The following is a 14,310-nucleotide window of genomic DNA, read 5'->3' as shown; positions in this document are numbered from 1 at the left end:
GCATTGAAATATCAATTCTCATACCGCCCTATAGCTTTAGTACTTAATGAAGAAGTCCTCACGGCTTATGAGGTAGCTATAAAAGAAGGCAGTATATCGATTGTAAAGGAATATAGTCCTAAAGTGACTGATAATTTTCATTTCTATGACACGTTGCTCATCCTAAAATCTAAGGAAATTATTACTGAGATCGTAGTCAGTAGTAATCCACAAGATGCACTGGAAGAGGCGTTTCCTGCCATCAGGACTACAGATATATATTTTGATTATCAGTCTTTAAATTGCAATGTGATTTCAATCATTAAAAAATCTTATTTGAAATCACTTATAGACAAACATAACCTGCCTAAACGCTATATCAATCATATCAGACTTGCTCCTTCGCTGACCGCAATTTCAACGAGTAATCAAGATTTTACTGACGGTGAACTCGCCGAGATTGGTTTGGGAATGAGGTTGAAGTCAGTTAATGGTCAAAGTAATCTCGACGCTCTAGAAAAGAACTTTCAAGAAAAATTATTTAACAAGCGTTTTTTTGAGGTCGTTAAGTGGTCTGCCATTACAGTGTTTTTAGTTGGATTATTGATCAATTTCTTTTATCACGAGCAGTACAGGAAAGAGCTGGAAACTGTTAAGATCTCAGCCCAATCATTTAAAAATATTGATCAGAAAATTCAAAACTTGCAAGAGGAAGTGAAAGCAAATCGATTGATATTAAATAGTGATAACTCTGAAGACATCGAATTAATAAGATTCCTTAATAGCATTATGCTTTTTGATGAAGAAATCAAATTTAATACCGTTGAATATCAACCTTTAAAATCTAAAATTAAGGTGGATCAAGAGTTACGAATTCAACAAAATGAGTTGATTCTTTCAGGAGTTACAACTTCTAAAATCTTATTGAACGATTATTTGGCTTTTCTAAAAGAGCAAGATCTAATAAGCGAAGTTTTGGTACAGTCTATCAATGAAGATGCAGGAAAAGTAGATTTTAAAATATTAGTTCGACTGGATGAAACTCGATAAACGTAACATTATTTTAATTATGATCATATTGGTCATAATAGTTATTTCTTGGCAATTTACAGTCAAAAATACTTTCGCTTATCATCAGGAGCTGAAGACTATCAACATCCAAGGGCTTAAAGAAAAGCAAAGAAATTTAGAAAGGCTTGCTTCACAAAATAGGATGATTAAAACTAAGCTGGCTGAGAATAATATTTCACAAAAAGATTTACGGACGTTATTGTTACAATATACGAAAGAGGCTCAATCGCTCGAAATCGTCAATTATAATGATGAAATCGTTATATCTGGTGATCTTAGTATTGTCAAGTACCATCAACTCCAGTTGAAAGGGCAATATCGGGAATTGATTCAATTCATTGATCAATTACTACAAGACAGTTCCAACACCCGTTTGGTCAGTGCATCATGGCTAGTTCATAAAAGAACATACCGAGAGTCAGAACATTTAAGTCTTGAGTTGATCTTACTTTCTAACAGGTAAATTCGCTTCGTCAGACATTCCAAATCTGCTCAAAGGTAATAGTTGTTAAACTAGAGTTATTTTACATTGGGTTAATATGTTGATGGAGGATTGCATTTATTTTTAGTTCAAATTAAAACTAATGACCTACCAACCAACCCAAAGTCATTTGATGACTTTTTTCATCCTATTTTCAAATTTATTTCTTGTATTCGCACAGCAATCATCCGGACCAGATGTAAAGACGGCTCCAGATTTTGCGAGTCCTGATGTTGCTTCTTTTATGAAGTTTGAAGATATTAAAACTAATTTATATACTGGTGTACCAGACATAAATATCCCTCTACATACGATCCGAGACGGGGCTATCTCAATCCCGATTAACCTTCGCTATCATGCGGGGGGAATAAAAGTTGAAGAAGAAGCAAGCTTGGTAGGGCTGGGATGGAATTTGAATATAGGTGGACATGTTTCAAGGAGAACCAATGGCAGGGTGGATATCAATAGCTATGATCATCAAATACAAAAAAATTCAGTGCTAAATTCGTTGTCCGAGAGCAATCCCTATAATTTGACATTCTTCCCTCCAATCACCACACATCCATATGAGATGCTTCAAATGAAATTGAAGCTAGGCCCATATTTTGGTGGGCATCGCCATTTTGCTTTTCAAGGAGATAATGCCGGAGGTGCTTACTACGGTCAGGTGTTGAGAAATACTGAAGGGTAAACTAGGGACAACTGAGGGATGGATCAGTTGGAAGACAAAAATTAATTAAATCGGCTCAGCAAAATCGTATTTATTAAGGCTTTTGTAAAAACATCAAATTACAACTATGAGTACCCACGATGCCTAATTTAAAAGTTTAGAAAAAAACCTCTAATTTTTATAAAATTAAAATGACCCTATATTTCAAAAGGACCTAAAATTAAAGAGCTAGGAATTATGGGGATTTAGTTATAGCGTTAGATAAACTGTTAAATCGTTCTCTAAAGTTAGAAGCGGTCAATTTCATCTAGAAACCGTCCTAACTCTAGTTTACCACGAGTGTTGAAGCTAATTTTGTTTTGATAAATATAAATAGTTTCTGTTAACCATTTGTTAAGACAAGTGATCTGCTACAAAGAAGAATATGTATGAGATATATTTAACAAGTTTTATTTAACTGCTAGAAATATGTAATACATATTTTAAATTTAAATATTCACTATAAGTTTAGCGAGAACATTAATTAGAATACCAACCAAAACCATGATTAAATCTTTTTCTTTCAATAATTTAGAATCAACTCTTATCCTTGCATTTTTGCTTTTTAATTTTACTCAAGCACAAAATTCAAGCCCATCAGATTTACCAACGATTATACCGCCTTCGCCAACTGTTGCTTCCTTAATGAAAATTGAGGAAATACCTGTAGATTATTACACAGGCCAACCCAGTATATCTATACCTATTTATAATAAAAATATAGCTCCAAATACTCCTCTTAATTTGGCATTAAATTATAGTACTACAAATTTAAAAGTTACCGAAAGGTCAAGTTGGACAGGTGTATCATGGTCTTTAAGCGGAGAGGCTGTTATTTCTAGAACAGTTAGAGGGATTCCAGATGAATATTATAAGACGCACCCCTCAAATCAATTTAGAGACACCAAGCAGGTAGGAGTTTTACACAATAATTATTTTGGCATTGATTGGAGTAACCCTGCTTCAGCATCTGACTTTGAAACGAAAAACTTTCTATGGAATACTATGGGATGGGGATCAGGTCAGGTTTACCAAGAAGGAGCCTTCGACAAAGACTTAGATTTATATCAAGTAAATATCTTTGGGGAAACCGCTAGATTTGTAATCCACAGATTACAACCTCCAAGCTCTACTTTGATAATTAAATATTTAGAGAACAATTCAAATTTAAAAGTTGAAGTCAATAATTATGACCCTTTGACATTTGAAATCAATTCATTTAAGGTTACTGATGTGAATGGTAATCAATACATCTTAAACCAACCAGAATTAACCCAATCTAGAAATGTAACCTTTACAGAGTATCAAGATGGTTCAGACATCAATCCTTCAGAATTAACAAACACTTATAAGTCTGCTTGGAAAGTCTCATCAGTCTTAAATTCAAATGATCAATCTCTTCTTAGTTACAACTATTATGACATAGAAGAAAAACTGGCCACTGGAATTGTGAAAACCAAAAACTACATTAATGCTATTACCTTAGAAGAAGGTAATTTTTATTTACAAGACCAAAACATCCCCGAAACATTTGTTAGAAACGTAGATCATACAGGCTTCAACTTCTCTTATATCAAGGTATTTGAAAAAGACCCTCAGTATCCTACTCCTGGCTATGAGGATTACAATAATTCGATAGCTCTTCCAAAAGAAACCAACCAAATTACTTTTTTAACCATTGATACTAAAAAACCACAACTTATCACTTTCAATGATGGAGTAGAAATACACTTTGAAACATCAACAGATCATCATATGGAATATGATGATAATTCAGGTAAAGTTCTGGAGCGTATTATAATACTAAACAATAATAACTCTAACGCCTTAAAAACCGTTGATTTTGAATATAACTCTCAAGGTCCTGATGTCGATGATTACCAAAGACTCTTTCTAGACAAAATATCATTTAAAAAGGATATTTTGTCTACAGAATCCATGGATTATATTTTAAGTTACTATAAACCTGAAGAACTAGTGCCTAATTCTACACTTTCGCTTTCATTTTCTGATATAACTGATATTTGGGGATACTATAATGAACCTAGTGATATATGGATGCCAACGAGTTGGGAAATTCACAAATCTAGTGCAAATGAAGAATCAGTAAAATATGGAAGTCTACTTAGAATCGACTATCCCACCTCTGGTTTTAAAGAATTTGAATTTGAAAGCAACAAGATCAATAGCTTAGGAGATAGAGATTTAACGGATTATGAATTCTATGATAAAAATATTATCAACTCTACCCTTGAACAAAGTTCAGTTGTTTTCAATTCCCATACTTCTAATGATTATCAATTAGTTCAAGGACCGGACGTTTTATTTACAATTGATTTTGAACAAGATGTGTCTTTTTACAAGAATTTTATTTTCGGAGATCCAACGGATCCTTCAGTCATATCATATTTAAATAACCTTAGTTTTGTTATAGAAAAATTCAACACCTCTAACAATTCTTTTGAATTCTATACCGGAGGTTCCTTTGATAAAGATGGTCTACAAAGATTAGAAGCTGGAAGCTACATTATGAGTTTTAGGAATTTAAGTGTCAGCACCACAAACCAAGTACCGCTGCACGTTGAATCAAAAATGTACTTTAGATCTGCAAAAAACACATTGCAGAGGTATGTTGCGGGAGGTGGACTTCGAATTAAAACAATCAAAGATTATGAATCTTTAGGAGGACTTCCCTTGACCACTAAGTTTATCTATGATGACGGTCCTTTGGGTCTTACGTTATTACCAAATATTATTAATCACTATGGCGTCATTGATGGAGTTTTGGATCATGATAATTGGTACGATTTTGAAAAATCTTATGAATTTGCTATTGTTACAGAGATCTCATCAGGTAATAATGGTTTAACGGGTACTGTTGATCCATATACTCTTCATTACGACGTTACTCAGTATAATTATATGCCGAGATCCAGCCTTACGAAAGGTGGTTATGTTGGTTATAGTAAGGTTAAAATTATCAAGAGTGATGATAACTTCTTAGGCAACAATTATCTTGGCGTAACAGAATTAGAATATTCAAATCCAAAAGATTACCCGAGTAATTCTCAATATAGCTACATCTGGCCATTCACCCCTACGAGAGATTTATCATTCAAGCATGGTTTGTTAAAAACAAAAAAGATATATGATCAACAAGATAGAATTCTATCGGAAGAAATAAATGAATTTGATTATTTTCAAGAGCCTATAGGAATCACTCTTTTTCCTGTCGAACGAAAAGATTGTGCTCGAACCGTATATTATCATACGCTTCAAAATTATATAAATCAGACACAAGATGTTTCACCACTTTCTTCAGGAACATCTGGGTATTATGGCGATTGTGGTTCTGTTAGCCCGCTAATTACTCCTGTGTTGTTACATAATGTATTAAATATTGACTTCTTTAATTTTTCTTATCTGAAATCCTCATCTCAAAAGAGTTATTATTACGATTCTTCCAATAACCCAACAATTGTTTCTAACACTACTACATCAACCTACAATCCCAATAATCTCCAATTAAACAAGCAAATCACAACGAATAGCGAAGGAGAAACAATAGAAAATCAAATTGTTTATTCTGACTTCTATTTACAAGGAAATAGTCCATCGACCATAAGTAGCTTATTTAATGCGTCTGACATCATTATAATAAATGAAATGAGAACAAACGCAAATATGAAGGAGTCTCCAATCTTACAAAGAAGTTACCTAAATAATGAACTTACTTCAACTGTACAGTACATTTATGATCAACCACTAACCAATCAATTTGTGGCCACAGAAGTGCGCACTGCCAAGGGCGATATGCCCTCGGAATCGCGATTAAAATATCATCGTTATGATGAATTTGGCAATGTCTTAGATGTGAGTAAAAAAGACGGGACGCACGTGAGTTATATCTGGGGGCACAATGGTTCACTCCCCATCGCCAAGATTGAAGGCTTGTCCTATGCAGATTTGGCTTCTAGGCTGGGGATAACTGAACAGCAGCTAGATGCGTTTGATGAAACGGACCTGTCTGCCATTGACGCCCTGCGTTCGGCCTTTAGCGTTGAGGATCCATTTTTGTTGACCACCTACGAGTACGAAGTAGGAGTCGGCATTACGAAAATGACGGACCCCAGGGGGCGCAGCACAATCTACGAGTATGATGATGACTTTAATCGCCTAGAGCGCGTGGTAGACCACGATGGCAATGTGCTTTCCGAAAACGAATATAAATACGCCACACAGAACTAATCCAACCAACGATGAGACAACTACTGACCGGCTTGCTGCTTATGGCAGGCACAGCGCTTAACGCACAGACACCTTCTACAAATAATATCAAGTCCACTGCCTTTAAGGTAGAGACGGCTGACGGCTTGATAGATTCAAATACTAGCCAGCCGATTGCCCAAGATGATAAGATAGAGAGCATCCAATATTTTGATGGTCTAGGCAGGCCACTTCAGTCCATTCAAGTGAGAGCTGGAGGTAACAAGGAAAATATTGTACAGCACCATGAGTATGATCAATATGGTCGTGAAGCAAAGACATATCTTCCGTACGCTACAAATACACAGGTAACTAACGGCACACTAAATCTTGTCGTGGACCCTGTAGCTGAGATCGAGGGGTATTACCAGACCAACTATTCAGATGATTTTACAACAGGCATTTTAAATCCCTACAGCGAGGTAGAATATGAAGCTTCTCCACTAAACCGCGTATTTAGACAAGCCGCACCTGGAAGTGATTGGGCCATGGACTCAGGTCATGAGGTAAAGATGGATTATCAGACCAATACAAGCGCTGATGCGGTTAGGATGTTTGGAGTTGAGTTTGGCAGCACCACGGATCCCTTTGAGCCAAGCCTGGTCTTTGGAGGAGCCTATATTCAGGGCCAACTTTACAAATCGATCGTAAAAGATGAAAACTGGACGCCAGCTGATGGCAAAGACCATACGGTCGAAGAATACAAAGATAAATCTGGCAGAATAGTTCTAAAGCGAACCTTTGAGGATAATCAAGCATTAGATACGCAGTACATATACGATGATTTTGGAAATTTAACTTACGTCTTATCCCCTAAAGGCAGTAAATCAGTTGTACGCTACGATCAGGTTCCCACTCTTGGTCACGTGATCCACGTGCCATGGACGGATGTAGTAAATGTCGATCGGCAGTTTGCGGACTCCTATAACGAACAATTGTCTGATTATGACAATAGCCAGATCCTCAACGTTCGACTGGAAAACACCTATAATGGTCAAGGAGGAATGACCGTTACAACCTACAACAATAGCGATAGCATTTCAATCAACTTCAATTTATCGGTAGATGAACCAATTGAATTATTGCAGGGTTATGTATTTGACTTAGAGCCCTATGGAGTTTACGATGATACAGATATAGGAACTATTAGTGGAGATGGATATGAGTACACTATTAGCATATTAGACAGACAAATATTTATCTCAGGGTATGGAGAACTATCACAGCTCAATGCGACTGTAACCAATGAAAATGGAGTCAACTATGAGAAGAATTTTCCTTGGACCGACTACATGAATGTGTCCAATCTGGTAAGGGACGATTATGAATCAGCTCTTTTACCGTATAGCAATGATGAAATACTAGATGTAACAATTCCCAATCCTCATGACGGTACCGGAGGTCTAAAAGTTGTTGTTGATACCAACGATAACATTCAATTGATATTTAATTCAAGCCACAGCGGGCAACTTGAAATACTGAATGCTGATATACCGTTGGGAATTAATAGAAGCCTTGCTAACAGGTCATTAGGAACCTTATCAGGTAGTGGATACAGCTACACCTTTTCAATATATAATAACCACATCAAGATTGTGGGATCGGGAGAAATATCACATCTGACCATCAACTTTTCTGGACCTGATGTCTTGACCCAACCAAATATTGATCAGCCCACATTGGAGGGGTTGTGCTACATCTATGAGTACGACCACCGCAACAGGTTGGTTGAAAAGAAGATACCAGGTAAAGATTGGGAACATATCGTCTACGATAGGCTGGATCGCCCAGTGATGACTCAAGATGGTAACCAGAGGAATCCGATCAACACATTCCCCATCAAAACTAAAAAGACATGGCTCTTTACCAAATACGATAAACTGGGGCGTGTCGTCTATACAGGAATCTACGAAAGCAGCCAAGACAGAAAGCAATTGCAGCAACAATTCGATGGTCATACCCCTTCCCAACACTATGAGACCAGGAGTGCATCCCCATTTACAAATGATGGAAAGGACATTTACTATACGAATAAGAATTTTCCTTCGGATGAGCTTATCACTAGCGTTCTAATCGTAAATTATTACGATGACCAAACTATTAACAGTGGTCTCAATAAGAAATATGACAATAGCGCCTCACAACAGCAGCAACTGGAGTATGCTGATTTTTACGGAGCGCAGCTGTCAAGTTCCAATATAGGTTTATCTACAATAGCAGAGGTACGTGTATTGGGAACAGGTGATTGGACGACCAGTACTACCTATTACAATGAGAAAGCGCAACCGGTTGCCGCGGCAGTGTATAACAATCACTTGGGTACATGGGACAAATCCTGGATGAAGTTAGACTTTGTAGGAAAAACATTGGAAGCTAGAAATCAACATCACAAAACCAGTCTTGCACAGACCATTACGCTCATGGATTTTATGGGCTACGACCACATGGATCGCCTACTTACTCATGATCAGGAGGTCAATGCGCAGGCCAGGGAGCGTTTGGTAAGTAACACCTATGATGCCATGGGGCAGCTGATCCAGAAATCGGTAGGGGGCGCAACAACTTCCTCACAGCGTTTGCAGGATGTTGACTACACTTATAATGTAAGGGGCTGGTTACAAAATATCAATGACGATTTGAATTTGGGTACTGACCTATTTGCCTTTTCGATCAGTTATAACAACCCTGAACATGGCGCCCAGGCATTGTACAATGGCAATATATCCGAGACCTACTGGAAAACTGCCAATGACAACCAGTCAAGGGGTTACAAATTTGGTTATGATGCCTTGAACCGAATCAAATCTGCCACTTACCAGGGACAGTTCCACCAACCTTCCAACACTCAGGAAAACTACTCAGTGAGCGGTATCGACTATGATGATAACGGAAATATACTTTCATTGGACCGATTTGGTTTGTATATTGATACACCCCACAACATCCAGCATATGGATTATGTAGACAAGCTCGTATATGAATATGCCCCCAAAAGCAACCAGCTGTTGGACGTGGTGGATACAGCTGATAACCAACAGGCCGGTGTCTATAATGGAGGGTATAGCGACACGCCCAATGCACCTGCTGGACAAACCCAACCAAAAGATTTTGTATATGGAGATTATAATGGCAACCTTACCGCCGACAGGAATAAAGATATCGCCAGTATAAACTATAATCATTTGAATCTACTAACCAGCATCAACTTTGAAAATGGTCAAGCGATAAGATATACTTATGATGCCAGTGGTGTTAAGCTAAAAAAGGAAATCTTTTTGACTCCGCCAGCTTCGGTTAATCCAGTGGCTGATGCCACCACCTACTACGCTGGCAACTATATCTATGAGGTTAATGGAGGAACAGAGCAATTGGCCTTTTTCTCCCATGAAGAAGGATATGTGGAGCAGAACGGATCTTCATTTGATTATGTCTATCAATATAAGGATCACTTAGGAAACGTCAGACTATCGTATGCAGATAATAACCATGATGGGTCAGTCAACAGCACAGAAATTAGGGAAGAGAATAATTATTACCCTTTTGGGCTTGAACATAAAGGGTACAATATTGTCGTGAGTTCCAACAGCAACAACGTTGCAAGCAAGTTTAAACTTCAAAGTATCGAACACGAAGAAGCCTTGGGACTTGATTTATATGAGATGGACTTTAGGATGTATGACCCTGCAATTGGACGTTTCAATGGTATTGATCCTGTAACACATTATTCACAAGGAACAAGTGTAGCATTTGATAATAATCCAGTGTTTTGGGCTGACCCAAGTGGTGCTGATGCTATTCACGGAGATGGATGGTCATATTTTACTGGCTTAAATGCTCAAGTTGCCTTTACAGACCTTGTGAGCGGAACGAATAATCAAAGTTCTAATTCAATTAGTCAATCTGCTGATAACGGACCTGTTAAAGATTTTTTTGAAAAATTAACTAATGCTAGCAGATTTGGAGAGTATTTAACTAATTCAGAATTTAATTCTAAGTATAGTGAATCATTTGAAGTTTTAATATGGGAAAAAGATACTAATGCAGTAAAAGATGTTGGTCACGTAGCTCTAAGAATAGATGGTACTGTATATGGTTATTACCCTACTGATATGGATGGAAATGGAGCTTATGATCTGAATGATCTAATCGATAGCGATGGTGTTATGCACATTCAAAACAATAAAGGTTTTACGGCATCATATCTAGGTCAAAATGTAACCTCTTATGAAATAAAAGTCACTAGTGGACAAAAAAATGATATTCTTAAAAACTTAGCTGACGTTACCAAATCTCCTGGTAAATATGAACTATGGGGAAGAACGTGTACTTCAGTTGCTGTTCAAGCAATGGCTGACTCAGATGTTAAAATTCAAAATTTCTGGGGTCTTTCCTTAGACAATCCTGGACTAACTTATAGAGGTTTTTCTCCCAATAACTTACGAAGTATGCTGGATTTATCTAAGAATAAATTTATCGTAAAAAAGAAAACTAACTTTGTAGTAAAATAATTATGAGCAATTTAAAATATGTATTTTTTGTTTTTTTGTTTTTTAGCTGTAAAGATGATTATAATAAGAAAGATGTGGAGAAAATGTTGAATAGTAATAATACCTCGCAATTAGTAGAAGCTTATTATTTAATTGGGGAGCATAAAGATACCAGTTTTGTAAAAAATATTTTTTCTCAAATTGAAGATGTTAGAATTTCTCATGACTTGAAATTTAAAGGAGTTTCTGTATACCAAAGTAAGATGATAGCACTAAAAAAAATTTATAATGTAGATCCTCCTAATCCATTAAGTAAGGAAGTAGATAAATCGTTAGTTGATTTTTATCGAGAAATTGCTGCAAATAATGGGCATTTAAATGATGATAACATTCCGAATTAGGAGATATTTGAGATCATAAGAGTGTAATAATTAAGAAATAGCAATTGGTTAAATACTAGTTGCTGTTTTTTTTATGCGTAAGTATTACGAGCTTTGGCATCACGAACAAGCGATGCAACCTACGAGGGTATTTTGAAATAGCGTGTTCCTTATAAGGGATGTGGCTCAATTATAGATAGTTATCAAAACTACTACTTTAATAGTATTTGAAATTATAAAAGTAAAGTTGTAAAAGGCTTTCCTTTTATTGTTTCTTAAGGAGTTAGTGATTTAATAACATAGTGAACAGGCATTTTTTCTGTTTTCTTGTATTCTTATTGCTTTTTGTAGATCAAGGCCATCGGTATATTGATTTAAATGTACAGGAGTCCCTTCAAATGTTTCAAGAGGTGTATTTCCACCTAGATTCATTTGAGAAATAATGGTGTTGTAAGTAGTAACAACTTCATCAAGAACTTTTGTAAATAGTAGTCCGCCACAGTGGATATGAACTCGACGAGCTAAAGGGACAGTTCCACCAACCTTCCAACACGCAGGAAAACTACTCAGTAAGCGGTATCGACTATGATGATAACGGGAATATACTTTCATTGGACCGATTTGGTTTGTATATTGATACACCCAACAACATCCAGCATATGGATTATGTAGACAAGCTCGTATATGAATATGCGCCCAAAAGCAACCAGCTGTTGGACGTGGTGGATACAGCTGATAACCAACAGGCCGGCGTCTATAATGGAGGGTATAGCGATACGCCCAATGCGCCTGCTGGACAAACCCAACCAAAAGATTTTGTGTATGGAGATTATAATGGCAACCTTACCGCCGACAGGAATAAAGATATCGCCAGTATAAACTATAATCATTTGAATCTACTAACCAGTATCAACTTTGAAAATGGTCAAGCGATAAGATATACTTATGATGCCACTGGTGTTAAGCTAAAAAAGGAAATCTTTTTGACTCCGCCAGCTTCGGTTAATCCAGTGGCTGATGCCACCACCTACTACGCGGGCAACTATATCTATGAGGTTAATGGAGGAACAGAGCAATTGGCCTTTTTCTCCCATGAAGAAGGATATGTGGAGCAGAACGGTTCTTCTTTTGATTATGTCTATCAATATAAGGATCACTTAGGAAACGTCAGACTATCGTATGCAGATAATAACCATGATGGGTCAGTCAACAGCACAGAAATTAGAGAAGAGAATAATTATTATCCTTTTGGCTTACAACACAAAGGGTACAATAATGTCGTAAACGGGCGTGATCACAAGTATGGCTTTGGTGGGAAAGAAGAACAGGATGAATTAGGTTTAGAATGGATAGACATTACAGCGCGTAATTATGATCCTGCTCTTGGGCGTTGGATGAATATTGATCCTCTTGCGGAACAAATGCGTCGTCACTCTCCTTATAACTATGCCTTTGATAACCCCATATACTTTATGGATCCTGATGGGATGGCGCCTCAAACTGAATTATTCAATTTGAAAGGAGAAAAAATAGGTGAAGATGCAAATGGTATTGATGGTAATGTAAGTATAATTGGAGATTCAAAAAAAGCTAAAGCAATTCGAAAATCTTATAAACGTTATAAGAAAGGTAAGTCTGGTGGAAGCTTGGCTAGTCAAGCAGATGTTGAATCAGGTTATCAAACAACTAAGGTTGTTCTAAATGCCGCTTTGGGTGTCCTCAAGCGAACAATAGACAATGGTGGCAATCCTGAGGAATCCTCAATTGTAAAAGCAGATGGTACAGTGGTAGATGGTGACGGATCTTATCAACAAAATGGTGATGTCGCTGAAGGTAAATTACCTGCTATTCCTTTAGATGAAAAAAGTAGTAGTACATCAATTCATGGGCATGGTTTAAACGCAACTATTACAGACGATGGATTCATATCTTCAAATGATGCTCGAGTTCCTGGCCCATCAGATCCTACAGCGTTTTCAGAATATAAAGAAAATATTATTGTAGGTCGTTTGGGTACTCACACAGGTACAATTGATCCAGATGGGAGTATCACAATCGATGAGAAAAAACCACCTTTAGGTGCAGCTTTTTTCGGTAATAATATAACCGTTAAATCCAAGCCAATTTTGACTTTAACCAAAGAAGCTTTAGAAAAAATTACCAAAATTTAAATTTTATGAAGAGTATTTTCATTTTAATCGTATTTATAATAACATTTTCATCTTGTCTTTCTGGATCTTCACAAGAACAAGTCGATCTTGAAATTCTCATATTCATGGACAATGATCCGACTATTTATTTAAGCGATTTTGAAATATTAGATGAAGATTTAAATGCTACTAATGTGGACTATAAGACAGGAAGGATTCGTATAGAAAAACATAAAGCTATGAAGCTATTAAAAAGTGAAAAACTTCATCTAAAATTTAAGTATTATGACCCATGCCTTAGAAATGATGGAATATATATGTTGAATTTGAATTCTAATTTACTCAAACAAGAATATTTTTATTTACGCATATACAACTTTGAAAATTATCCTAAAATTTTAGGCGATTCTAGAAAATTTGGATTTGAGTACGATTCTCCTATTGGCAGTGCTAGATTACCAACTCTAAAAAATAAAAAATTAGAACGTACTAATTTCGGATTATGCGGCACTAATCGTTAAAACCGCGATGAAAGTGTTCCAAAGCGCTGTATTGAGTTGGTAGTGTCCCCCGCTACCGCTAGTCTATGACTAGTGGCGTACCGAGTAAGAAATAAAATACAGAAGCTGTAATGTAGTGTTGCAGCTTTTGTATTTTTGAGGAATGAGCAGAAACTACAAATTCCACCACAAGGCCGGCGCATATTTCGTGAGTTTTGCAACGGTCTATTGGATAGATGTTTTTACGCGACAGGTTGATTTCGATATTCTTGAACAAAGTGTTCAAT

Annotated in this window: 9 protein-coding genes and 1 pseudogene; 9 read left to right on the top strand and 1 reads right to left on the bottom strand. The window is 36.6% G+C overall.

Annotation, left to right across the window (positions count from 1 at the left end):
- Window positions 1-3: 3 nt before the first annotated feature.
- From EGM47_RS15910 to EGM47_RS15885, 6 genes are all read left to right on the top strand, one after another.
- Window positions 4-1,029, top strand: a complete 1,026-nt coding sequence (locus EGM47_RS15910; RefSeq protein WP_124981833.1) for a hypothetical protein — start codon at window positions 4-6, stop codon at window positions 1,027-1,029.
- Window positions 1,016-1,513: a hypothetical protein gene (locus EGM47_RS15905; RefSeq protein WP_124981832.1), complete on the top strand. Its 498-nt coding sequence runs from the start codon at window positions 1,016-1,018 to the stop codon at window positions 1,511-1,513. The genes EGM47_RS15910 and EGM47_RS15905 overlap by 14 nt, the downstream gene beginning before the upstream one ends.
- A gap of 121 nt (window positions 1,514-1,634) precedes the next feature.
- A complete protein-coding gene (locus EGM47_RS15900) occupies window positions 1,635-2,222 on the top strand; it encodes a hypothetical protein (protein ID WP_124981831.1) in 588 nt (195 codons plus the stop codon).
- 522 nt (window positions 2,223-2,744) lie between these two features.
- On the top strand, window positions 2,745-6,488 hold the full coding sequence (locus tag EGM47_RS15895) for an RHS repeat protein (protein WP_124981830.1): 3,744 nt from the start codon (window positions 2,745-2,747) through the stop codon (window positions 6,486-6,488).
- A gap of 11 nt (window positions 6,489-6,499) precedes the next feature.
- Window positions 6,500-11,014 (top strand): DUF6443 domain-containing protein, encoded by a 4,515-nt coding sequence (locus tag EGM47_RS15890; RefSeq protein ID WP_124981829.1) that lies wholly within the window; start codon window positions 6,500-6,502, stop codon window positions 11,012-11,014.
- 2 nt (window positions 11,015-11,016) lie between these two features.
- A complete protein-coding gene (locus tag EGM47_RS15885; protein WP_124981828.1) occupies window positions 11,017-11,394 on the top strand; it encodes a hypothetical protein in 378 nt (125 codons plus the stop codon).
- A gap of 270 nt (window positions 11,395-11,664) precedes the next feature.
- Here EGM47_RS15885 and EGM47_RS15880 read toward each other — a convergent pair whose 3' ends face one another.
- The gene (locus tag EGM47_RS15880; RefSeq protein WP_124981827.1) at window positions 11,665-11,985 is read right to left on the bottom strand and encodes a hypothetical protein; all 321 of its coding nucleotides are present in this window, start codon (window positions 11,983-11,985) and stop codon (window positions 11,665-11,667) included.
- Window positions 11,986-12,095: 110 nt separating this feature from the next.
- On the opposite strand from EGM47_RS15880, the gene EGM47_RS15875 reads away from it, so the two are divergent.
- The 3 genes and pseudogenes from EGM47_RS15875 to EGM47_RS16550 all read left to right on the top strand — a co-directional run.
- Window positions 12,096-13,544 (top strand): RHS repeat domain-containing protein, encoded by a 1,449-nt coding sequence (locus tag EGM47_RS15875; RefSeq protein ID WP_164510934.1) that lies wholly within the window; start codon window positions 12,096-12,098, stop codon window positions 13,542-13,544.
- A 5-nt stretch (window positions 13,545-13,549) separates the two neighbouring features.
- On the top strand, window positions 13,550-14,044 hold the full coding sequence (locus EGM47_RS15870; RefSeq protein WP_124981825.1) for a hypothetical protein: 495 nt from the start codon (window positions 13,550-13,552) through the stop codon (window positions 14,042-14,044).
- A 142-nt stretch (window positions 14,045-14,186) separates the two neighbouring features.
- Window positions 14,187-14,310 (top strand): annotated as a pseudogene (locus EGM47_RS16550) (transposase); the annotation flags it as partial.

Source organism: Nonlabens xiamenensis (assembly GCF_003865345.1).
GTDB classification, from domain to species: Bacteria; Bacteroidota; Bacteroidia; order Flavobacteriales; family Flavobacteriaceae; genus Nonlabens; species Nonlabens xiamenensis.
Note: the sequence above shows the minus strand (reverse complement) of the source record. Positions and strands in the feature narration are given on the sequence as shown.

Excerpts from the sequence above, each read along its gene's own strand:
- EGM47_RS15880 (WP_124981827.1), bottom strand. The coding sequence starts at position 11,985 with ATGAAAGTATATTCCCGTTATCATCATAGTCGATACCGCTTACTGAGT.
- EGM47_RS15885 (WP_124981828.1), top strand. The coding sequence starts at position 11,017 with ATGAGCAATTTAAAATATGTATTTTTTGTTTTTTTGTTTTTTAGCTGT.
- EGM47_RS15905 (WP_124981832.1), top strand. The coding sequence starts at position 1,016 with ATGAAACTCGATAAACGTAACATTATTTTAATTATGATCATATTGGTC.
- EGM47_RS15890 (WP_124981829.1), top strand. The coding sequence starts at position 6,500 with ATGAGACAACTACTGACCGGCTTGCTGCTTATGGCAGGCACAGCGCTT.
- EGM47_RS15900 (WP_124981831.1), top strand. The coding sequence starts at position 1,635 with ATGACCTACCAACCAACCCAAAGTCATTTGATGACTTTTTTCATCCTA.
- EGM47_RS15895 (WP_124981830.1), top strand. The coding sequence starts at position 2,745 with ATGATTAAATCTTTTTCTTTCAATAATTTAGAATCAACTCTTATCCTT.
- EGM47_RS15870 (WP_124981825.1), top strand. The coding sequence starts at position 13,550 with ATGAAGAGTATTTTCATTTTAATCGTATTTATAATAACATTTTCATCT.